This is a genomic window from Pseudomonas sp. SORGH_AS_0211, from assembly GCF_031453455.1.
GTDB classification, from domain to species: domain Bacteria; phylum Pseudomonadota; class Gammaproteobacteria; order Pseudomonadales; family Pseudomonadaceae; genus Chryseomonas; species Chryseomonas aestiva.
The window spans coordinates 4,632,132-4,652,911 of the sequence record NZ_JAVIZV010000001.1; the positions used below are offsets into that span (position 1 = coordinate 4,632,132).

The 20,780-nt window shown below is 67.6% G+C and carries 23 protein-coding genes and 1 tRNA gene; 11 read left to right on the forward strand and 13 right to left on the reverse strand.

The features are described 5' to 3' along the window. Positions 1-56: 56 nt before the first annotated feature. The 4 genes from QE393_RS21410 to QE393_RS21425 form a co-directional block, all read right to left on the reverse strand. Positions 57-884, reverse strand: coding sequence for an AraC family transcriptional regulator (locus QE393_RS21410; RefSeq protein WP_273805701.1), 828 nt, complete (start codon positions 882-884; stop codon positions 57-59). 36 nt (positions 885-920) lie between these two features. Next, positions 921-1,232: an AzlD domain-containing protein gene (locus QE393_RS21415; RefSeq protein WP_273805702.1), complete on the reverse strand. Its 312-nt coding sequence runs from the start codon at positions 1,230-1,232 to the stop codon at positions 921-923. Next, a complete protein-coding gene (locus tag QE393_RS21420; RefSeq protein WP_273805703.1) occupies positions 1,229-1,921 on the reverse strand; it encodes an AzlC family ABC transporter permease in 693 nt (230 codons plus the stop codon). Before QE393_RS21420 ends, QE393_RS21415 begins: the two co-directional genes overlap by 4 nt. Before the next feature lie 82 nt (positions 1,922-2,003). Continuing rightward, the gene (locus tag QE393_RS21425; RefSeq protein ID WP_273805821.1) at positions 2,004-2,762 is read right to left on the reverse strand and encodes a ParA family protein; all 759 of its coding nucleotides are present in this window, start codon (positions 2,760-2,762) and stop codon (positions 2,004-2,006) included. Positions 2,763-2,993: 231 nt separating this feature from the next. On the opposite strand from QE393_RS21425, the gene QE393_RS21430 reads away from it, so the two are divergent. Further along, positions 2,994-3,788 (forward strand): OBAP family protein, encoded by a 795-nt coding sequence (locus tag QE393_RS21430; protein ID WP_310045520.1) that lies wholly within the window; start codon positions 2,994-2,996, stop codon positions 3,786-3,788. 9 nt (positions 3,789-3,797) lie between these two features. Here QE393_RS21430 and QE393_RS21435 read toward each other — a convergent pair whose 3' ends face one another. Both QE393_RS21435 and QE393_RS21440 read right to left on the reverse strand, forming a co-directional pair. Continuing rightward, a complete protein-coding gene (locus tag QE393_RS21435; RefSeq protein WP_310045522.1) occupies positions 3,798-4,862 on the reverse strand; it encodes a serine endopeptidase in 1,065 nt (354 codons plus the stop codon). Between the two features lie 54 nt (positions 4,863-4,916). Next, the gene (locus QE393_RS21440; RefSeq protein ID WP_273805706.1) at positions 4,917-5,762 is read right to left on the reverse strand and encodes an EamA family transporter; all 846 of its coding nucleotides are present in this window, start codon (positions 5,760-5,762) and stop codon (positions 4,917-4,919) included. A 127-nt stretch (positions 5,763-5,889) separates the two neighbouring features. On the opposite strand from QE393_RS21440, the gene QE393_RS21445 reads away from it, so the two are divergent. Both QE393_RS21445 and QE393_RS21450 read left to right on the forward strand, forming a co-directional pair. Then, positions 5,890-6,579, forward strand: a complete 690-nt coding sequence (locus tag QE393_RS21445; protein ID WP_310045524.1) for a YoaK family protein — start codon at positions 5,890-5,892, stop codon at positions 6,577-6,579. Beyond that, a complete protein-coding gene (locus QE393_RS21450) occupies positions 6,576-8,207 on the forward strand; it encodes a hybrid sensor histidine kinase/response regulator (protein WP_310045526.1) in 1,632 nt (543 codons plus the stop codon). Before QE393_RS21445 ends, QE393_RS21450 begins: the two co-directional genes overlap by 4 nt. Here QE393_RS21450 and QE393_RS21455 read toward each other — a convergent pair. Together QE393_RS21455 and QE393_RS21460 are read right to left on the reverse strand one after the other, a co-directional pair. After that, positions 8,200-8,841, reverse strand: coding sequence for a response regulator transcription factor (locus QE393_RS21455; RefSeq protein WP_310045527.1), 642 nt, complete (start codon positions 8,839-8,841; stop codon positions 8,200-8,202). The two genes, QE393_RS21450 and QE393_RS21455, sit on opposite strands and share 8 nt — an antisense overlap. Before the next feature lie 118 nt (positions 8,842-8,959). Then, positions 8,960-10,363 carry a NorM family multidrug efflux MATE transporter gene (locus QE393_RS21460; RefSeq protein WP_310045529.1) on the reverse strand — a complete coding sequence of 468 codons (1,404 nt, stop codon included), beginning with the start codon at positions 10,361-10,363 and terminating at the stop codon, positions 8,960-8,962. A gap of 108 nt (positions 10,364-10,471) precedes the next feature. On the opposite strand from QE393_RS21460, the gene QE393_RS21465 reads away from it, so the two are divergent. The 3 genes from QE393_RS21465 (at position 10,472) to QE393_RS21475 (ending at position 13,853) form a co-directional block, all read left to right on the forward strand. Next, positions 10,472-11,401, forward strand: coding sequence for a LysR substrate-binding domain-containing protein (locus QE393_RS21465; protein WP_310045532.1), 930 nt, complete (start codon positions 10,472-10,474; stop codon positions 11,399-11,401). A gap of 161 nt (positions 11,402-11,562) precedes the next feature. Further along, positions 11,563-13,533, forward strand: coding sequence for a methyl-accepting chemotaxis protein (locus QE393_RS21470; protein ID WP_310045534.1), 1,971 nt, complete (start codon positions 11,563-11,565; stop codon positions 13,531-13,533). A 128-nt stretch (positions 13,534-13,661) separates the two neighbouring features. After that, positions 13,662-13,853 carry a hypothetical protein gene (locus tag QE393_RS21475; RefSeq protein ID WP_310045535.1) on the forward strand — a complete coding sequence of 64 codons (192 nt, stop codon included), beginning with the start codon at positions 13,662-13,664 and terminating at the stop codon, positions 13,851-13,853. On the opposite strand, the gene QE393_RS21480 is transcribed toward QE393_RS21475, so the two are convergent. Beyond that, complete coding sequence (locus QE393_RS21480) at positions 13,850-15,340, reverse strand: YifB family Mg chelatase-like AAA ATPase (RefSeq protein ID WP_310045537.1); 1,491 nt, start codon at positions 15,338-15,340, stop codon at positions 13,850-13,852. The two genes, QE393_RS21475 and QE393_RS21480, sit on opposite strands and share 4 nt — an antisense overlap. A gap of 63 nt (positions 15,341-15,403) precedes the next feature. Further along, positions 15,404-15,703, reverse strand: a complete 300-nt coding sequence (locus QE393_RS21485; protein WP_027597470.1) for an accessory factor UbiK family protein — start codon at positions 15,701-15,703, stop codon at positions 15,404-15,406. Positions 15,704-16,097: 394 nt separating this feature from the next. On the opposite strand from QE393_RS21485, the gene glnK reads away from it, so the two are divergent. The 4 genes from glnK to sutA all read left to right on the forward strand — a co-directional run bounded on the left by glnK (position 16,098) and on the right by sutA (position 18,821). Beyond that, positions 16,098-16,436, forward strand: a complete 339-nt coding sequence (gene glnK / locus QE393_RS21490) for a P-II family nitrogen regulator (RefSeq protein WP_003096476.1) — start codon at positions 16,098-16,100, stop codon at positions 16,434-16,436. A 48-nt stretch (positions 16,437-16,484) separates the two neighbouring features. Then, a complete protein-coding gene (locus QE393_RS21495; protein ID WP_133861998.1) occupies positions 16,485-17,825 on the forward strand; it encodes an ammonium transporter in 1,341 nt (446 codons plus the stop codon). A gap of 172 nt (positions 17,826-17,997) precedes the next feature. Then, positions 17,998-18,417 (forward strand): secondary thiamine-phosphate synthase enzyme YjbQ, encoded by a 420-nt coding sequence (locus QE393_RS21500; RefSeq protein ID WP_273805728.1) that lies wholly within the window; start codon positions 17,998-18,000, stop codon positions 18,415-18,417. Between the two features lie 71 nt (positions 18,418-18,488). Next, the gene (gene sutA / locus QE393_RS21505; RefSeq protein WP_183632585.1) at positions 18,489-18,821 is read left to right on the forward strand and encodes a transcriptional regulator SutA; all 333 of its coding nucleotides are present in this window, start codon (positions 18,489-18,491) and stop codon (positions 18,819-18,821) included. Positions 18,822-19,084: 263 nt separating this feature from the next. Here sutA and QE393_RS21510 read toward each other — a convergent pair whose 3' ends face one another. Both QE393_RS21510 and QE393_RS21515 read right to left on the reverse strand, forming a co-directional pair. Next, the gene (locus QE393_RS21510; RefSeq protein ID WP_310045540.1) at positions 19,085-19,459 is read right to left on the reverse strand and encodes a hypothetical protein; all 375 of its coding nucleotides are present in this window, start codon (positions 19,457-19,459) and stop codon (positions 19,085-19,087) included. Positions 19,460-19,630: 171 nt separating this feature from the next. Then, a complete protein-coding gene (locus QE393_RS21515) occupies positions 19,631-19,843 on the reverse strand; it encodes a hypothetical protein (RefSeq protein ID WP_310045542.1) in 213 nt (70 codons plus the stop codon). 306 nt (positions 19,844-20,149) lie between these two features. Between QE393_RS21515 and QE393_RS21520 the strand changes: the two genes are divergently transcribed. After that, the gene (locus QE393_RS21520) at positions 20,150-20,488 is read left to right on the forward strand and encodes a cupin domain-containing protein (protein WP_310045544.1); all 339 of its coding nucleotides are present in this window, start codon (positions 20,150-20,152) and stop codon (positions 20,486-20,488) included. A gap of 196 nt (positions 20,489-20,684) precedes the next feature. Here the strand turns inward: QE393_RS21520 and QE393_RS21525 are convergent. Then, a tRNA-Phe gene (locus QE393_RS21525) sits at positions 20,685-20,760 on the reverse strand. Positions 20,761-20,780 lie beyond the last annotated feature (20 nt).

Consider the following 20,780-nt stretch of genomic DNA (forward strand, 5'->3'; position numbering starts at 1 on the left):
GCTTGCCGGGCTCTGGCATGCCGCTTCCGTCGCCAGGACCGTTCGTCGGTGCCCGGCTAGCCCTGCCAGGCGCGGCGATAGGCGCCCGGTGCCACCCCGTAGGCCTGCTTGAACTGGCGGGTGAGATGGCTCTGGTCGGCGAAGCCCAGTTGCAGGGCTACCTCCAGCGGTGCCCAGCCGGTGCGCAACAGCCCCTGGGCGCGGGTCAAGCGCTGCTGCTTGAGCCAGGCATGGGGTGGCAGGCCCGTCGCCCGGCGAAACACCCGCAGGAAATGAAAGGGCGACAGCCCCACCGCCTTGGCCAGTTCTTCGAGGCTGGGCGGTTGCTGCAACCGCTGGCCGAGCAATTCGCGGGCGCGCTGCACCGCCAGGGGTTCGCGACCCGGTTCTGCCGGGCTGCCCAGCCGGGCATGGCGTCCGAACAGCAGGAGCAGCGCCTCGCGCCAGGCGGTCTGCTGCTCCAGCGCCTCGGCGCCATGGTCGGCCAACCGATGCAGATGGCTGAACGCTGCACTCACCTGGGGATCGTGCAGCACGCTGGTGGCGAAGGCCGGGGTAGCGCCCAGCGGGCGTCCCAGCTCGGCGAAGACCGGCGCCAGCTGCGCCAGCGTCGGATAGAAGCCGCGGTACTGCCAGCCTTCCTCGACTGCCGTGGCGCCGGTGTGCAACTCGTCCGGGTTGATCAGCACCATGCTGCCGGCCGCCGCCAGGTGCTCGGCGCCGCGGTGGCTAAAGCGCTGGGCACCGCGCTCGATCACGGTGAACACATAGCCTTCGTGCACATGGGGCGCGAAGCGCTGGCGGCGATAGCGGGCGTGCAGCAGCTCGACGCCGCCCAGCCCGCGGGCCGACCAGAGGCGGGCGTTTTCCTGTTGTCCGTTCATGGCTCTCTCGTGGCACCGACGGGTTCCACTTTCGCGCTAGAGGAGCCAGCGTAGCAGGTAGAACACGCCCATGCTGAGGATCACCGTGGTCAGCACCCGCCGCGTCCAGAGCATCAGCCCCACCGCGGTCAGGGCCGCCAGCAGGTAGGGATCGACCAGGGTCGCGGCCAGCGACATCTCGCCAGAGAACAGGATGGGGCCGCAGATGGCGGTGAGCATTCCGGGCACGGCGAATTCCAGGAAGGTGCGCAGATTGCGTCCCAGGCGCAGCGGCAGGCGCGGTTCGAGAAAGAGATAGCGATTGCAGAAGACCAGGGCGGCCATGCCGAGCACGGTGGCGAGGATCATGGCAGGCGCTCCCGCAGGCGGCGCACCCCGAAGCCCACGCTCATCCCCGCCAGGCCGCCCAGCACCAGGGCGCCCTGCCACTGCAGGTGATGCAGCCAGACCGAGACCAGCAGCGCGGTGAGCACGCAGGCCACGGTGGCCAGGTCGCGCACCAGGGGCACCACCAGGGCGATGAAGGTGGCGGCGATGGAGAAGTCCAGACCCAGGGCGCCCAGATTGGGCAGCACCCGCCCCAGCAGCAGCCCGGCCAGGGTGAAGAGATTCCACAGCAGATAGAAACTCAGGCCCATGCCCAGGGCGCGCCAGCGGTCGAAGCCGGCCGGTTGCTCGGCATGGTTCAGGGCGAAGAATTCGTCGGTGAGCAGAAAGCCGAAGCCCAGCCGCCAGGGCAGCGGCTGGGGCGCCAGGACGCGTCTCATGTGCAGGCCATAGAGCAGGTGCTGGGAGGTCAGCAGCAGGGTGGTCAGCAGGATGGCGGCGAGGCCCGCGCCGGCCTTGAGCATGCCCAGGGCCACCAGTTGCGCCGCCCCGGCGAACACCAGCAGGGAAAAGGCCTGGCCTTCCAGCACGCTGAGTCCGGTCTCGATGGCCAGGGCGCCGACCAGGATGCCCCAGGGCGCGCAGGCCAGCGACAGCGGCATGATCTGCCAGGCGCCCTGCAGGAAGGCGCGGCGGCGGGAAGCGGTCATCGGCAGGGCTCCGGAGGGCAGGGATACCCAGGGTGCCGCACCCCATCGTCGCCGTCTTGAACGTTCTTGCGCTGTTGCGTCCTCAGCCTTCCAGCAGGGCGAACAGCTCCAGGTACTGCCGGGTCAGCTTGTGGCCTGGATCCAGGTGGATCAGCGGGCGATGCTGCTGGTGGGATTCGCGCATCTTCACCGAAGACATCAGCGGCGCTGCCAGCACCGGCAGGTCACGCGCCTGGAGTTCCTCGATCAGCTGCCGCGGGGTGCTGGCCTGGGCGTGGTACTGGTTGATGACGATGCCCTCGACGGTAAGCTTTTCGTTGTAGTCCTCGCGGATCTCCTCCAGCTCCTCGATCAGGTCGTACAGCGCCTGCTGGGCGAAGACGTCGCAGTCGAAGGGGATCAGGCAGCGGTCGGCGGCGATCAGCGCCGAGATGCTGTAGAAGTTCAGGGCCGGCGGGGTGTCCAGGTAGATGCGGTCATAGTCTTCGCCGAGCTTGTCGAGGTACTTGGCGAGCTTCTGGATCTTGTACTTGGCTTCGAGCTTGAACTGCAGTTCGCTCAGCTCGCCCGAGGCGGCGATCAGGTCCAGATTCGGCCAGGCGGTGGCGTGGATGTTGGCCTGGGCCTTCTTGCCGCCACTCAGGGTCTGCTTGAAGAAATCGGCGATGCCGTGGGGCAGGTCGTCGCCCACCTGGCCGGTGAGGTACTGGCTGGAATTGGCCTGGGGATCGAGGTCCACCAGCAGGGTGCGATAGCCCTCGTGGGCGCTGATGGCCGCCAGGTTGCAGGCGATGCTGGACTTGCCGACACCGCCCTTCTTGTTGAAGACCACGCGGCGCAGGGCATGACCAGAGGGAGAGCTGTGTGCGTTCATTGAGTCGTCCCGACAGAGAGAAGAGGCCAGAGGTGCAAAGGTGTGGCTGTGGCGTTTCGCTTATACCGAAAGGCCAGGCGCGGACGATGACGAATTTATGGCCGTTGCATGACATTCATATGACGAGCCTAGCGCAGCGGTGGAACCTTGGCGTCTGCCCGACCTTCGAACTCGGCAAGCTCCCGTCGAGAATCCACCATGAATGCCCGCCAACTTCCTGCCCTGCTGCTGCTCGCCTGCGCCCCGCTGACCCAGGCCGCCAACGATACTCAGTCGCCGGTACCGGTGCCGGGTACCCCCGCCCAGACCGATACCCGGGTGCTCGAAGCCGGCGCCGACGTGCTGCAGCGCAAGCCGCCCATCGCCGCCCTCAACACCTATCTGGACGGCTTCCATTTCTACAACGGCCACCCCGATAGCCAGATGGAAGCTCACCACTATTGCAGCGTCCTGGGCGAAGAGATGTTCCAGTGCGTGATCTACGACGGCAACGTCGCCGATGCCAAGCTGATGGGTGTCGAGTACATCATCAGCGAGCGGCTGTTCAAGACCCTGCCCGAGGCGGAGAAGGCGCTCTGGCACAGCCATGTGCATGAGGTGAAGTCGGGTCAGCTGGTCGCGCCCGGCGTGCCCCAGGTGGCCGAGCACCGGCTGATGGACAAGCTGGTGCATACCTACGGCAAGACCTGGCACACCTGGCATACCGATCAGGACCTGCAGCTGCCACTGGGCGTGCCCCAGCTGATGATGGGCTTCACCGCCGATGGCCAGCTCGATCCCAAGCTGCTCGCCGAGCGTGACCGCCGCCTGGGCGTCTCCTCCACCGAGACCAAGGCCGCCCGCGCCGATCTGCCGACCCCCGCCGTCGTCCCCGGCGCCGATGCCTGGCAGCAGGGCAAGGTCATCCAGCTGCAGGACCCCACCGGCCAGCTGCACAAGCACGCCGGCGAGCACACCGAAAAGGGCGTCAACACCAGTTCGAACAAGCCCTGAGATTTGCTATCAGGAGGTGCCCGTCGGATGTCGCTCGGGCCCACGCGCCGCCGCTCCACAGGCATGGCAGAAATGCGCGAAGGCGCTCTTGCGTGTCTGGCAGGCGCCGCAGTGGTCGTGCAGGCCGATGCCGCAATGGGGGCAGAAGTCGATCCCCGGGTCCTTGAGGTCCACCGGCCGCTCGCAACCCGGGCAGACGCCCTTGGCCAGCCGCGCCAGGGCGGTGTCGTAGTGCAGCTCTTCGCGCCTGACGGTGTCCGGCTGGGCTTCCTTGAGCGCCAGGCGGGCACGGTACTCCTGCAGGGCGCGGATGGCGTAGCGCCCGCCCAGTACCGTCAGCAGGATGCCCACCAGATAGCGCACATAGCCGCCGTAGCTGGGTAGGTAGGGCACCAGCTCGACGAAGAAGGCGAACAGCGCGAAGAAGATGAAGCCCCAGACGAAGGGCCACCAGGTGCCCTTGCGTTGCCGGACGAACAGCCAGGCCGCCACCGCCAGCAGGGGCAGGGTCAGCGCCAGGCGATAGAGAAAGACCCGCAGCTCGGCCTGCCGGCGCGCCTCCAGCCAGGCCGACTGCGCCGACTCGCCCAGGGTGGCCAGGCTGCGTTCCGCGTTGTCGGCGCGCTGCTCGGCATCCAGCAGCGCCTGCTGCTGGCGTTCGACCTCCTGCTCCGCCACCCGCTCGCCGGCCTTGAGTTCGTCCAGGGCGCGGCTGCGGGCGATCAGTTCGGCATCCTGCTCGGGACGCTGGGTGGTCTGGCGGGTCGCCAGCCAGTTGTCGAAGGTCTCGCGATTGGCCTGGTAGCTGCTCGCGGCCGCGGTCTGCCGCAGTTGCGCCTGTTCGAGGGCGTCGCTGGCCTGACGGCTGGCCAGCTGGGCCTGGCGCTGGTCTTCTCGCGCTGCAGCGGTGGCAGCGGGGTCCATGAAGTCTTCCAGACGCTGCTGCTGCTCCACCTGGGGCAGATCGCCGACCAGGGTGCCGCCCAGGCCGATCAGAAAGCCGGCGAACACCAGCGCCAGCAGCCAGAGGCCGCGGTTGAACCATTTTTCCGAGAGTCGCAGCGATTTGCCCATGGGTCCGTCCTGGTCGAAAGAAGGCTCAGCTTAGCCGCTCCCCCGGCGCTCCGCTCAGGCCAGTTTGATCGCCACCACCCCGGCGACGATGGCCAGGCCGGCGCAGATGCGGCCCAGCGGCAGGCTCTCGTGCAGCCAGAAGACCCCGATCAGCAGGGCGAACAGCACGCTGGTCTCGCGCAGCGCCGAGACCAGGCCGATGGGCGCCTGGGTGGTGGCGACGATCACCAGGCTGTAGGCCAGCATCGACATGACCCCGCCCGCCAGCCCGGCGCGCCAGTGCGGACCGAGCCCGGCGAACGCCGAGGCGCCGCGGCTCAGCCGCAGGACCAGCGCCGCCACCACGCCGTTGACCGCGAACAGCCAGAGGGCATAGGCCACGGCATTGCCACTGGCGCGGGCGCCGAGGGCATCGGCCAGGGTGTAGGCGGCGATGAAGCTGCCGGTGGTGAAGGCGCAGACCAGCAGCGCCAGGCTGGGTGGCGTGCCGCGCCGGGCCCCGAGCAGCGCCATCAGGGCGAGACCGGTCACCAGCAGACCGAGGCCGAGCAGGGCGGGTGGCGAGAGCCTTTCGCCGAGGGCGAGAAAGGCCACCAGACTGACCAGCAACGGCGCGCTGCCGCGAGAGAGGGGATAGACCTGGCCGAGATCGCCATAGCGATAGGCCCGGGCGAGAAAGGCGTTGTAGCCGATGTGCAGCAGGGCGGAGAGGGCGATCCAGGGCCAGGCCGCGGCGGGCGGCAGGGCGACGAAGGGCAGCGCCAGCAGGGCGGCAAGGCCGGCGCCGATCTGGATCAGACTGGCGGTGAGGAAGCGGTCGAGGCCGATCTTGAGCAGGGCGTTCCAGCCGGCGTGCAACAGGGCGGCGAGTAATACCAGGGCGAACAGGGGCGTGGTCACGAGGCCTCCGGCCAGGCGGGTCCATCAGTCTAGCCCAGGGCGCCTTCTGGGGCGCTGCCCTTGGCGTCGGGCCGCCGTACGCCGCACACTGATGGCCGTCTCTTCTCGCTCAGCCAGGATGGCTGCCATGCCCACCTCTTCCTCACCTCCACCGACCGCTTTGCCGGTAATGCCACGGCACGGCGCGGTCGGCCTGGCGCTGGTCGCCGGTCTGTCACTGCTGGCCGGCATGACCGATGCCATCGGCTTTCTCGCCACCGGCGACTTCGTTTCCTTCATGAGCGGTAATACCACTCGTATGGCTGCCGATGTGGCGGCCGGCCGCTGGGTCGCCGCGGGGCATCTGGCGCTGGCCATAGGTACCTTCGTGCTGGGCAATGCCGGCGGCGTGCTGCTGCAGCGGCTGACCCGCCAGCGGGCCTGCCTGCTGCTCGGCCTGCTGGCCCTGCTGCTAGTCGTGGCGGCCAGCCTGCCCATAGGGCGTCTGGCCCTGCTGACCGGCGTGTTCGCCATGGGCATGGTCAATGCGGTGGTGGAGCAGATCTATGGCCTGCCCATCGGCCTCACCTACGTCACCGGCGCCCTGTCGCGCTTTGGGCGCGGGCTGGGTCACTGGCTGCTGGGCGAACGCCGCCGCGGTTGGCGCATCCAGCTGGTGCCCTGGCTGGGCATGCTGCTCGGCGGGGTGCTCGGCGCTGCGCTGGAAGCCGGACTGGGCCTGGCGGCCTGGTACGCCAGCGCGGTCCTGGCCGCTACCTTGGCGGTGATCTTTCGTCTGATCCCGCGGGCCTGGCAACTGGGTTATCTGGCGTCATGAGCGCCGCGACCCAGACCCTGGGGGTCAGCGCCCGCGATCCCGAACTCGGCCAGGCCAAGGTTCGGCTGGCCTTCATCCTGCCGGCCTCGGCCTACATCATCGGCGCCTGGGCCTGGGGGCTGTTCGGTACCGCCATCCTGCTGGCCAACCTGCTGTGCTACGCCCTGTTCGCCGTGGTGGCCGTCGGCCTGTTCTTCGAGGTGCGGCGGCGGCCGGGAGTGAAGCCCTGGCGAAGGCTGCTGGCCATGAGCCTGGACTTCAGCGCCATCACCTTTTCCTCCATCACCAGCGGTGAGGCCCTGCTGCCGCTGTTCGGCGTGCTGCTCTGGGTCACGGTGGGCAACGGCCTGCGCTACGGCCGCGGCTACCTGCTGCTGGCCACCGGGCTGTCGCTGACCGCCCTGGTCGCCATCATCGCCGGGATGCCCTTCCTGCAGCGCTATCCCACGGTGGCGCTGATGATGCTGGTGACCGCGCTGCTGGTGCCCGGCTACGTGTATTTCCTGCTGACCCGCATCCAGGATTCGCTGCGCGAGACCCAGGCGGCCAACCTGGCCAAGGCGCGCTTCCTGGCCCAGGCCAGCCACGACCTGCGCCAGCCGATCCACTCCATCGGCCTGTTCACCGCCTGCCTGCGCGATGGCCAGCTGAGCGCCGATCAAGGACGACTGGTCGACAACATCGACCGCTCGCTGCTGGGTGTCGAGCAGCTGTTCCGCTCGCTACTCGACATCTACACCCTCGATCAGAAGCAGGTCAGTCCGCGGCGCACGGTGGTCGATCTGGATACCCTGTTCGGCGACCTGGTGCGGCAGAACGCCGAGGCGGCGCGCTGGGCCGGGGTGGAGATCCGCTGGCGCGCCTGCGGGTTGCAGGTCTACAGCGATCCGGCGCTGCTGCTCACCTCGCTGCAGAACCTGCTGTCCAACGCCCTCAAGTACGCCCCGGGCAAGCCCCTGCTGCTGGCGGTGCGCCGCCGTCAGGGCCAGCTCGCCCTGGTGGTCTACGACCAGGGACCGGGCATCGCCGCCGAGCACCTGCCGCACCTGTGCGAGGAATTCTACCGGGTACGGGAAACGCGGGATCGCGACATCGAGGGGGTCGGCCTGGGGTTGTCCATCGTGCAACGCATCGCCACCCTGCTCGAGTTGCGGCTGACCATCCGTTCGCGCCCCGGCCGCGGTACCGCGGTCGCGCTCCAGGGCCTGCCGCTGGCCACCCTGCCGCCGGAGGCGCGGCCACGGCCGGTGAGCGGTCCCCAGCACCTGCTCGCCGGATGGCGGATCCTGCTCATCGAAGACGACACCAACGTGCTGCTGGCCACCGCGACCCTGCTGCGCAGCTGGGGCTGCGAGGTCACCACCGCCACCAGCATCCCCTCCGGCGCCGTGAGTTGCGACCTGGTGATCACCGATTTCGATCTGGATCGCAGCGCCTCGGGTGCCGACTGCATCGCCTATCTCAATCGGCTGCAGGGCCGGCGCATCCCGGCCATCGTGGTGACCGGCCATGACATTCCCCAGGTCCAGCAGGCGCTGGGCGACGCCGAGATCCCGGTGCTGGCCAAGCCGGTGCGACCAGCGGAATTGCGCGCCCTGCTGCTGGCTTTTCGCGTCGCGGCTAGCTGAGTGAGCGCTGCGTGCCAAGGCCGGCCTTGGCGCCGAAGGCGGCCGCCGCCGCGCGGCTGCTGACGCCCAGGGTACGCAGCAGGGCAGAGACATGGATGCGCACGGTAAAGGGCGAGATGACCAAGATCCGGGCGATCTCCTTGTTGCTCAGGCCCTGGGTGATCAGGCCGAGCACCTCCAGTTGCCGCGGCGTCAGTGCCTGCACCCGGTTATCGGGCGCCAGGTTGACCGGCGTCAGACTTGGCATGGCATAGCGCACCACCGGTTGCCCGGCGAGGCAGTCGGCGATCGCCTCGGCCATGGCCGCCGGCGGTAGCGCCTTGCCGATGAAGCCATCCACGCCCGCCGCCAGGATATGTTCGATCACGGTGGCGTCTTCCAGCATCGAGACCACGATCAGGGTGCTGCGCTTGAATTCCTGGCGCAGGGCGCGCAGCGAAAAGCTCAGGTCCTGGCCAGGATAGAGCAGATCCAGCAGCAGCCCGCTGGGCGGCTCGCCCTGGCGCGCCAGTTCCAGGACCTGTTGCAGGCTGTCGGCCTGATCGACCTGCGCCTGTGGCTGCAGCTGGCGCAGGATGCGCACCAGGCCTTCACGAAACAGCGGATGGTCGTCGGCGACGATGAAACGTTGCATCTCTGGCTATCCTGGGGCCCTGAACACCGGTCGCAACGCCGGGGTGGCCCAAAGCCTTTAGTCTAGCGCAGCGGTCAGAAGTGGACCACTTGGTAAAACGCTTGTGCCGCCGCGGCGCTCAGCCGTTTTGCGCCATGCCGCGCGGTGCGGCCAGCGGCTCCGGCGGAGCCTCCGCAGCGCCCGCGCCCAGTTGCTGCCGCATCAGCCATTCGAAGGCGCCGGTCAGCAGCAGCGCCGCACAGGCCAGTCCAAATGCCAGGCCCCACCAGACTCCATGGGGGCCGATACCCAGCTGGACGCCCAGCAGCCAGGCACCGCTGGCGCCGATCAGGCAGTAGCAGAGCAATCCGCCGTAGAAGCCCAGGCGTGCCTGGCGGATGCCACGCAGCGCACCCTGGGCAATGCTCTGGGTACCGTCGAAGATGACGAACACCGCCGCGATCAGCACCAGCTGGCGTGCCAGCTCCGCCACCGGGCTCTGCGCATCCGCCAGGAACAGCCTCACCAGCCCGCCGGGAAAGCTCCAGAACAGCAGGGCGATGCCCAGCATCACCAGGGCGCCGCCGCCGATGGCCAGGCGCCCCACCAGCAAGGCCTCGCGCGGCCGCCCGGCGCCCTGGTGCTGGCCGATACGGATGCTGGTGGCGTAGGAAAGGCCGGCCGGCAACATGAACACCAGATACACCAGCTGATTGGCGATCTGATGGGCCGCCAGCGCCGTGGCACCCAGGGCGCCCATGCACAGCGCCGCTGACAGGAACAGGCAGGCCTCCACCGCGTAGGTACCACTGATCGCCAGCCCCTGGCCGAGGGTGTCGATCAGGGCGCGGCGGTCCGGGCGGCGCAGGTAGTGGGCGAGGGGATAGGCCGCGTAGGCCGAATGGCGCGCAATGTACAGTGCCAGGCACAGCGCCGCCCCGTTCATCACCACCGCGGTCACCGCGCCTATGCCCGCCAGCCCGGGGCGCGGCAGGCCACCCCAGCCGTGCAGCAGCGCGAGATTGAGGAGGGCATTGAGTGCCGCGGCGCCGAGCACGATGATCAGCACCGGGCCGGGGCGGTCCAGGGCGCTGGTGAAGCCGCGCAGGGTCATGAACAGCAGGTGGCCGGGCAGGGCGAAGGCCAGGCAGCGCAGGAAGACGCCGGCCGCCTGACGACTCTCTTCCGGCTGGCCGGCCAGGGCCAGCAGCGGTTCGATATGCCACAGCAGGGCGCCGGCCAGCAGCGCCAGCACCCCGGCGATCCAGATCCCGGCCGCAGTGACCGCCGCCACCCCTTCGGTATCCCCTGCACCCCGGCGCAGCGCCGCCAGATTGGCCACCGCGGTGATCACGCCCACGCAGATCACCGAGACGAAGGAGTAGACCGCCGCTCCCAGGCCGCCACCGGCCAGGGCTGCCGGGCCCAGGCGGCCCATCATCAGGGTGTCGGTGAAGACCATGGCCACATAGGCCAGCTGCGCACCGATCAGGGGCAGGGCGAGACGCAACAGCGCGAGCAGTTCGTGACGCGGCAGAGACATGGATGGATCTCGCTGAGCAGGTGGCCGACGTTTGACAAGAACTCATTGTTGGATGCGGGCGCGCCGCCCACAATCGGAAAATAACCATGTCATCCATGAGTCTGAGTCATGCCAGAGCACCCCTCGCGCCTGCCGCCGCTGTACGCCCTGCGCGCCTTCGAGGCCGCCGCTCGCCATGGCTCCTTCACCCGCGCGGCCCAGGAGTTGTCGCTGACCCAGAGTGCGGTCAGTCGCCATGTGCGGACACTGGAAGAGACCTTTGGCTGCCGCCTGTTCGAGCGTGCCGGGCGTCAGCTGGCGCTGACCGAGCCCGGCAAGCTGCTCTTGCCCGGCCTGAGCGAGGGCTTCGAGGCCCTGGCGCGGGCCTGTGGCAATCTCGCCGTGGCCGAGGGCACCCTGAGACTCAAGGCGCCCACCACCCTGTCGCTGCGCTGGTTGCTGGCGCGTCTGGCGCGCTTTCGCCAGCTCAGTCCGCAACTGGACATCCAGCTCACCAGCGTCTGGATGGCCAGTGACCGCGTCGACTTCGTCCATGAGCCCTTCGATTGCGCGGTACTGCTCGGCGACGGCCGCTTCCCGGCGGACTGGGAGGTGGTGCCGCTGTTCGAGGAGTGGCTGGTACCGGTCTGCTCGCCGGCTGCCGCCCGGGAGGGCGCCTGGGACCTGACGCGGCTGCAGGGGGAGGAGTTGCTGCATCCCACCTTCGACCGCCGCGACTGGCGCCGCTGGCTGCAGGCCATGGGCCTGACCCAGGCGGTGCCCCTGGGTGGTGGCCAGGTGTTCGACACCTTGGAACTGGGCATGGCCGCCGCCGCGCGTGGCTACGGGGTTTCCATCGGCGATCTGGTGATGCTCGCCGAAGACGTGGCGGCCGGGCTCATTGCCTTGCCCTGGCCCGAGGCGGTGGCCAGCGGTGATGCCTATTACCTGGTCTGGCCGCGCAATCGCCGGGGGCAGGCGCGCCTTCGCCAGCTGGCTGACTTCCTGCAGCGGGAAGTGGCATCCCAGAGCCTTCCAGCGGTCGTTCGCCATAAATAAGGCGCCAGACTGCTGTCATTCGCTTTAGTTCATCGTACCTCTGCCGATAAAATGAACGTTAACCGCCAAGAAGACCGCCCTAGAGCGGTCGGTCCCTTGATATAGCCCTTGCCCTCAAATTCGTACTGCCCTACAGGGATGTAGGCGCTTTGGAGCCCCCTATGGTCATTTCCCCGCGTCGTAGTATCGCCCGACAACTTGCCTTGGCCCTCAGTCTGGTACTGATTGTCGTGATCGCCGGCAGCTGTCTGTTCGCCCTGCATGCCTTGAGCGTGTCCATCGAAGGCACCCAGCGCAAGCACCTGGGTAGCGAGGCCCGGCTGCTCTCCGATCAGCAGCAGACCTTTCTCAGCACCCTGAAGATCAGCACCCAGCGGCTGGCCAACCTGTTCGAGCGCCGCTTCGATGGCGGCCTGAGCCTGGCCGGCGAACGCCTGCCCCTCGGCAGCGCCACGGCCCCCGCCCTGCTGTTCGCCGGTCAGGCACTGAACAGCGACTTCAGCCAGGTCGACGACTTCACCCGGCTGACCGGTGGCGTCGCCACCATCTTCGTCCGCGATGGCGACGACTTCACCCGTATCACCACCTCGCTGAAGAAGCAGGACGGCAGCCGCGCCATCGGTACTCAGCTCGATCGCAAGCACCCGGCCTATGCCGGATTGCTGCAGGGTCAGAACTACGTCGGGCGCGCCCAGCTGTTCGGGCGCTCCTACATGACCCAGTACACCCCGGTCCGCGACGGCGCCGGCAAGGTCATCGCCGTGCTCTTCGTCGGCTTCGACTACACCGACGCCCAGGCCCAGCAACTGGCCCAGCTGACCCAGCTGCGCATCGGCGAGACCGGCTCCCTGGCCCTGCTCGACGAGCAGGGCAACTGGCTGGTGCCGCCGGCCAATGCGAAAAAGAATGACGAACTGCTTGCCGTGCTCAAGAACGATCCCAAGCAGCACGAGCACACCTGGCAGGACGGCAATGAAGACTTCCTCAGCGTCAGCGCGCCGGTCGCCGGCGAAGGCTGGACCGTGGTCGCCACCCTGCCCAAGGCCGAGCTGGATGCCCCGGTGCATGCGGTGGGCCTGCGCCTGGCCATCGGCAGCCTGATCGCCCTGGTGCTGGCGGTGGTCGCCTCGGTCGTCCTGCTGCGCCACAAGCTGAGACCGCTGGGCCAGCTGGTGGACCGGGCCCAGGCCCTGGGTCGCGGTCAGCTCAGCGTGCGCGTCGAGGCACGCAGCCAGGACGAGATCGGCGAACTCGCCCAGAGCTTCAACCAGATGGCCGATGCCCTGGCCTCCACCGTCGAGCAGGTCCGTGGCTCCTCGCGCGAGGTCACCGAGCGGTCCCAGCAACTGAGCCAGCTCTCCGACCAGACCCTGAGACGCTCCGCCGAGCAGTCCAGCCAGATCGACAGCATGGCCAGCGCCGTCGAAGAATTCAGCGCCACCGCCCAGAACATCGCCGACGGCATGCAGCGCACCGAGCGGCTGGTGCAGGAAAACGCCCAGCAGACCCGCACCGGGACCCAGGCCATGCAGGGTGCCTCGGGTGCCCTGGAGCAGATCGCCGATTCCCTGGCCAGTACCGCCGAACTCATCAAGGGCCTGGACGGCCGCTCCCAGCAGATTGGCGGCATCATTGGCGTCATCAGCGGGATCGCCGAGCAGACCAACCTGCTGGCGCTCAACGCGGCCATCGAGGCGGCCCGCGCCGGTGAACAGGGCCGCGGCTTCGCCGTGGTCGCCGACGAAGTCCGGCAGCTGGCCGGTCGCACCAGCGAAGCCACCCGCGAGATCTCGCAGATGATCGGTGCGGTGCAGGGCGAGACCCAGCGTGCCATGGGCGCCATCGACGAGGGCAATCGCCTAATGGAACAGGGCCTGGCGCGCAACGCCGACGTGGCCCACGCACTCCGCAGCATCGACCAGCAGGTCGCCGAGGCGGTGGAGCAATTCTCCGGCATCGCCCAGGCCACCGCCGAGCAGAGCACCACCGCCACCGCTCTGAGTCGCAACATCCAGGCGATCGCCGTGGACAACGCCGCCCAGCGTGATGCCGCCGAGGTGCTGGCCGGTACCGCTGGCGAGCTGCGTCATCTGGCGGAAGACTTGAGTGCCGAGGTAGGCCGGTTCAGCTGACCGGCGCGTTCCGGCAGTAGCGAAAGGGAGGCTCAGGCCTCCCTTTTTCATTCCTGCGTACCTTGGCCCTTGCCTGGCTGCAATACTCTGACTACTGTATGCAAATACAGTATAAAGGGAGGGGTGTCATGGGCGTATCCAACGAGGCGGTGCAGGCCGTCGAACGCATGCTGACCACGCTGCGGGCGGAGCGGGACGATTATCGCGAGCTGGCCCACCAGTGGCGGGCCATGTGCTTCGAGCTGGCCCAGGAAAACCAGGCGCTGCGAGATCGCCTGCAGGAGCCGCCGCGACACTACGGCTCGCCTCCTGGCGCCTAGTGACTCGCCCGATACTGCAGCGCTTCCGCCAGCTGCGGCCGCTGGATCTCGGCCTGGCCGGCGAGATCGGCCAGGGTCCGGGCCACCTTGACCACCCGGTGCAGGGCGCGCAGGGACAGATTCAGGCGTTCGCCCGCCCCCTCCAGCCAGCGCTGATCGGCCTCGCTCAGGGCGCAGACCTGGTGCAACTGGTCGAGACCGAGCAGGGCATTGGGCCGGCCCTGGCGTGCCAGCTGCAGGGCCCGGGCGTCGGCGACCTGGCGCGCGGCCTCCGCCGTGGTGAGTTCACTGGCCGCTGAGGCGCCCAGGCGCAGGTGCTCGCGGGCTACCGTCAGGTGCAGGTCGATGCGATCCAGCAATGGACCGGAGAGCTTGCCACGATAGCGCTGGATCTGCTCCGGACTACAACGACAGCGTCCGCTGAGATCGCCCAGGTAGCCGCAGGGACAGGGATTCATCGCCGCCACCAGCTGGAAGCGGGCTGGAAAGCGTACCCGCTCCCGCGCCCGGGCGATGACGATCTCGCCACTCTCCAGGGGCTCGCGCAGCACCTCCAGCACCTTGCGATCGAATTCCGGCAACTCGTCGAGAAACAGCACCCCGCGATGGGCCAGGGTGATCTCGCCGGGACCGGGTCGGCTGCCGCCGCCCACCAGCGCCGGACCGGACGCCGAATGATGCGGCTGGCGAAAGGGTCGCTGCGGCCAGTGTTCCAGCGGCTCGGGCCCCGCCACCGAATGAATGGCGGCCACCTGCAGCGCCTCTTCTTCATCCAGGGGCGGCAGCAGCCCTGGCAGGCGACTGGCGAGCAGGGTCTTGCCGGTTCCCGGCGGGCCGGCCAGCAGGAGGTTGTGGGCACCCGCCGCCGCTACCACCAGGGCGCGCTTGGCCGCCTGCTGGCCCTGGACCTCGGCGAGATCGGGATAGGGCAGCGGGGTGCGCAGCAGGCCGCTGGGCTGGTAGGGGGCCAGCACGGCCTGGCCACTCAGGTGACCGGCGAATTCCAGCAGGTGATCGACCGCCAGCACCCTGAGGCCACTGGCCAGGCAGGCTTCCTCGGCATTGGCGCGGGGCACCACCAGGATACGGCCGGCGGCTCGAGCCGCCAGCGCCGCGGGCAGAACGCCGCGCACCGCTCGCACCGCGCCCGACAGGGCCAGCTCGCCCAGGCATTCATAGCCGTCGAGGCCCTGCGCGGGTAGCTGTCCGCTGGCGGCGAGGATGCCGATGGCCAGGGCGAGGTCGAAGCGCCCGCCGTCCTTGGGCAGGTCGGCGGGCGCGAGATTGAGGGTGATGCGGCGACTGGGAAATTCAAAGCCGGCATTGAGGATGGCGCTGCGCACCCGATCCTTGGCTTCGCGGACGGCGGTTTCCGGCAGGCCGACTAGGGTGAGGGCGGGCAGGCCGTTGGCCAGGTGCGCCTCGACCACTACCGGCGGCGCTTCCACGCCCACCTGGGCGCGGGTATGAACGAGGGCAAGCGACATGATCTCTCCTTGATCGTGATTCGCCAGACTCAAGGCTGCACCATCCTGGCGCGCCTTTGGGGATCAATCGGCGGGCGCGACGTCCGTGGCCGGGGTGACCGGCGGCTTGACCTCGGCGGTCTGCGGCTTTTCCAGCTCGGTCAGGCGTGCCTCGAGGGCTTCCAGGCGCGCACGGGTGCGGGCCAGCACGGCCATCTGGGCATCGAATTCGTCACGGCTGACCACATCGAGCTTGCTCAGCGCGCCTTGCAGCAGTGCCTTGAACTGGCTCTCGATCTCGGCCTTGGGCAGCGGCGAGTCCTGACCGAACAGCCGGCTGGCCTGTTGAGTCAGGGAATCGAACAGCGAACGGGTCGTGGACATGTCTTATCCCCTGCAATGGATCAAGGCCCGAGTGTAGCACAGCGGGGTGTGCCGCCCCTGGCAGCGCCTCTGCACCGCTTTGGTGCCAGTCCCGGACCAGAGCTGTTCGCTGTTGGTGCAAAGTCCTGCCCGCAGGGCCGAGCGTTGCCCCTTCAGGAGGCGCGCCAGGCGGGCTGGCGCCCGAAATCCGTACGCCTTCACAAACCTGGCAAGCTTTCTGCTACTGCCGATGCAGAGACGGGCGTCAGAGGGCGCCTGAGGTAGAGGCGCGCTCTGGCCGCTTCTGCCGTGACCACGGCGATTACCACGCCAACGGTTAAACAGACGGTCACTGCGCTAGACTTGGGCCGGGGTTTGTTTTCCTGGGGCCAGTCAACTCAATCGGGAGAAGTTCATGAAACTAGTCACCGCCATCATCAAGCCGTTCAAGCTCGACGACGTGCGTGAGTCGCTGTCCGAGATCGGTGTGCAAGGCATCACCGTTACCGAGGTCAAGGGCTTTGGCCGTCAGAAGGGCCACACCGAGCTCTATCGCGGCGCCGAATACGTCGTCGACTTCCTGCCCAAGGTCAAGATCGACGTCGCCATCGCCGACGATCAGCTCGACCGCGTCATCGAGGCCATCACCAAGGCCGCCAACACCGGCAAGATCGGTGACGGCAAGATCTTCGTGGTGAATCTCGAGCAGGCCATCCGCATCCGCACCGGCGAAACCGACACAGACGCCATCTGACGCGCTAACCGACCGCCCAACCCCACACGAGCCCCAGGAGAAACAACGATGACTCTGCGCACCTACGCAGGGCTAGGAGCCCTCATGTCTTTCGTAGCGCTGCCGGGCCTGGCCATGGCCCAGGAAGCGGCTGCGGCACCAGCCATCAACAGCGGGGATACGGCCTGGATGCTGGTCTCGACAGCCCTGGTGCTGTTCATGACCATCCCGGGTCTCGCGCTGTTCTATGGCGGCATGGTGCGTGCCAAGAACGTCCTCTCGGTGATGATGCAATGCTTCGCCATCACCGGTCTCATCAGCATCCTGTGGATGGTCTACGGCTACAGCCTGGCCTTCGACACCACCGGCATGGAGAAGGGCGTCACCAACTTCAATTCCTTCATCGGCGGTCTGGGCAAGGCCTTCCTGTCCAGTCTGCAGCATGATGCCGTGACCTCGGCCACCGCCCTGTTCCCGGAAAGCGTCTTCGTTACCTTCCAGATGACCTTCGCCATCATCACCCCCGCGCTGATCGTCGGTGCCTTCGCCGAGCGCATGAAGTTCTCCGCCATGCTGGTCTTCACCGGCCTGTGGTTCACCTTCGTCTACGCGCCCATCGCCCACATGGTCTGGAGCGGTGACGGCGGCCTGATGTGGGACTGGGGCGTACTGGACTTCGCTGGCGGCACCGTGGTGCACATCAACGCCGGTGTGGCCGGTCTGGTCGCGGCCCTGGTCCTGGGCAAGCGCAAGGGCTATCCCACCACTCCCATGGCGCCGCACAACCTGGGCTATACCCTGGTCGGTGCCGCCATGCTGTGGGTCGGCTGGTTCGGTTTCAACGCCGGTTCCGCCGCCGCTGCCAACGGCACCGCCGGCATGGCCATGCTGACCACCCAGATCGCCACCGCCGCCGCCGCCCTGGGCTGGATGTTCGCCGAGTGGATCACCCACGGTAAGCCGAGCGCCCTGGGCATCGCCTCCGGCGTGGTCGCCGGCCTGGTCGCCATCACCCCGGCCGCCGGTACCGCCGGTCCCATGGGCGCCCTGATCATCGGCCTGGCCGCTGGCGTGATCTGCTTCTTCACCGCCACCAGCCTCAAGCGCAAGCTCGGCTACGACGACTCCCTGGACGCCTTTGGCGTGCACGGCATCGGCGGCATCGTCGGCGCCCTGCTGACCGGTGTCTTCGCCGCCCCGTCCCTGGGTGGCTTCGGCACCGTCACCGATATCGGCGCTCAGCTGTTCATCCAGTTCAAGGGCGTGGCCTTCACCATCGTCTACACCGGTATCGTCACCTTCGTGATCCTCAAGGTGCTGGACGTGGTCATGGGTCTGAGAGTCAACGAGGAAGAGGAAACCGTGGGTCTGGACCTCACCCTGCACAACGAGCGTGGCTACAACCTGTAAGCCGCCGCTCTGGAAAAAGGCGCCGCGAGGCGCCTTTTTCATGTCCGCCATACGGCTGGAACAACCGCCATCCTGCTGTGTCTAGACTGCACGCCAGCGGTGTGCAATCACCGCTTTGCTTTTCCGATCGTCGCGCTAGAATGCGCGCCCAGTCAGTCGGCGGGGGTTGTTCATGTGGCTGCAGCGGACCTTTTCCCTGCGCGCGCGGGCGCGTGGTTTCCATCTCGTCACCGCCGAGGTGCTGGAGCAACTGCCCGAGCTTGGCGAATGCCGAATCGGCCTGCTGCACCTCTGGCTGCAGCACACCTCGGCTTCGCTGACCATCAATGAGAATGCCGATGGGGCGGTGCGTCGCGACTTCGAGCGATTCTTCAATCGGCTGGTGCCCCAGGGACAGGCCGGTTACGAACACGACTACGAAGGGCCGGACGACCTGCCCGCGCATTTCAAGAGCAGTCTGCTCGGCTGCAGCCTGAGTCTGCCGGTCCAGGCGGGACGCCTGGCCTTGGGAACCTGGCAGGGCATCTATCTGGGCGAGCATCGCGACCAGGGCGGCGCACGGCGACTGATCGCGACGCTGCAAGGCGAATAGCCAGGAATTTTTTTTAGGAGGCCGCGTCAAAACGCGCGGTCCGATTTTGCCAAAGTGTGTGGAGGCGGTTTATGAGCGACGAAGATCTGGAGCAGGACGACCTGGAGACAGGCGCGGAAGAAGAGGGCGATAACGAAGACTTCGCTGCCGCAACCGACGACGCCGAGCAGGAGGAAAGCGGGGAAAGCGAAGCGCCCGCGTCCGGGAGCAAGGCCAAGAAAAAGCGTGAAGCCGAGCCCGAGGAACTGCCTTCGGTGGAAGCCAAGCAGCGCGAGCGGGATGCGTTGGAAAAGGCCATGCAGGACTTCCTGGCCCGTGGTGGCAGGGTCCAGGAGATCGACGCCAATGTAGTCGCCGATCCGCCCAAGAAACCCGACAGCAAATATGGCAGTCGTCCTATCTAGGACCTTGCCATACCGCCTTCGAAACCCCGCCTCGGCGGGGTTTCGTCTATCTGGCGATTACAGCAGGACCATCACCATGATGAAGCCGGTGAAGGCCGCGGCCATGGTCGCAAGGCAGGCCATGCAGATTACATCGTCTCTCTCATACATGTTGGCAGCGCCCTAAAGCCTAATGGGTGATGGCATTCTGCTCCTCTGGCAAACATCGCCCTGTGTGGCTCATCGCAAAAGGCCATCATCTCGCCGCCGTGATGCCAAGCAGTTCACCAATGGCGGGGTGGGCCGTAATAGGGGCGGGGTTCATAGGCCGGCTGGTAGGGGTAGTAGCCCCGCGGTACCGGCCGCCAGCGGGGGGCGCCATAACCCGGTTGCGGGTAGGGCTGGTAATAGCTGTAGGGATAGCGATCCCTGCGGTAATAGGGGTGATGCCGGTGATGCCGTCGAAATTCGCCTGCCGGCAGGAATTCGCCGCCCTCGGCGACCACCGCGGGGCGACTCGCCCAGGGTTGCTCCTGATCGGGACCCTCGTAGGCGGCAGCCAGGCCGCTGGCGGTCAGGGTGGCGGTCAACAGCAGAATCAACGACGCTCGCGATGCCATGGTGCTCTCCTCGCGGCGCTCGATGGGCCGCGTCACCATGAAACACCTTTGGCGGTCAGCGGACGTCAGGCCAGGTAAAGGTCCGGTAAGGCCGTCCGCCGGCTCAGGCCCAGTCCAGGCCCTGCATGCCCACGGCGACGATGAGCGCCATGGCCAAGAGACCGATGCCGCACATCAGGATGGTCAGCTCCAGCTGATCCAGACGCCGCTTCATCCCTGCCACCAGTGCCATAAGGTAAAGCCGATCAGCGCCATGACCAGGCCGAGAAACAACCGGTTCAGCCAGAGGCTGACGCCGTTCAGGAGTCTGAGCCAGAAGGGTGCGGTGGGCTCGCCGGCAAGCGGACCGGGCTGAGCGACGGCTTCCTGGGAGAGAACGCCCGGCAGGGTGGGAGCGACAAGGGGGATCGAGGGGATGGGCATGCAGTGAGCGCCTCCGTGCGCCTTATGCGAGGTCTGGCTGCGCCCGATGGCCAGCCAAGGTCGAGCGGCGTCCTGAACAGGCTGCCGCTCCTGCGCTCGATCATCGCCGAAATCCTGTACCGCTGGGGGATGACCTCGTGAAAAGGTCGGGCGGATCGCACTCTTGACCGCAAATGGCAGAACACCTGAGGCCATGATGGCGACTCCCGGGGGCGCAGATCCCTGCGAGACTTGAGCGCCTGATCGGACAGGCGCAGTCTGGATCACCTTAGCGCGCCCTGGCGCGAGGCCCAGCGAGAAAACGTCATGCTCAATCTGTTGCGCGACCTGCCCGATGCCTCCGCGGCGGAGGTGTTCATCTCCCTGCTGGAGCGACCTGGCTGCCGCATCGAACGGATCGTCTCCCAGGGCCAGACGACGCCGGTGGAGGCGCCCTGGCGGCAGGCCCATGAGGAATGGGTGCTGCTGCTGAAGGGCGCTGCACGGATCGCCCTGGAGGGGCGGGAGGTGGTGCTCGAACCGGGCAGTACGCTGTTCATCCCGGCTGATACCGAGCACTGGGTGACCTACACCGATCCCGCGGTCGCCACGGTATGGCTGGCGATCCATCTCGGCGCGGTGGACGCAGCCCCGGCACCGGCGTGAGCAAGACGGCATCCGAGCATCTCTGGGCCAGATGCCGGCAGCGCGGGTCGTTGCAAGGGCAGCCTGGACGGCATGAAAGGGGCGTGGTGGCGCGACCGGCTCTGAAGGCCGGCGGGCAACTATCGCAGGCACAAAAAAACCGGCGCTAGGCCGGTTTCTCTGATTTCCGGATCCCGCAGGATCCGGAAGCTTGTCTTGGTGCCCAGGGACGGAATCGAACCGCCGACACGGGGATTTTCAATCCCCTGCTCTACCAACTGAGCTACCTGGGCAACGGGGCGCATTAAAAGCG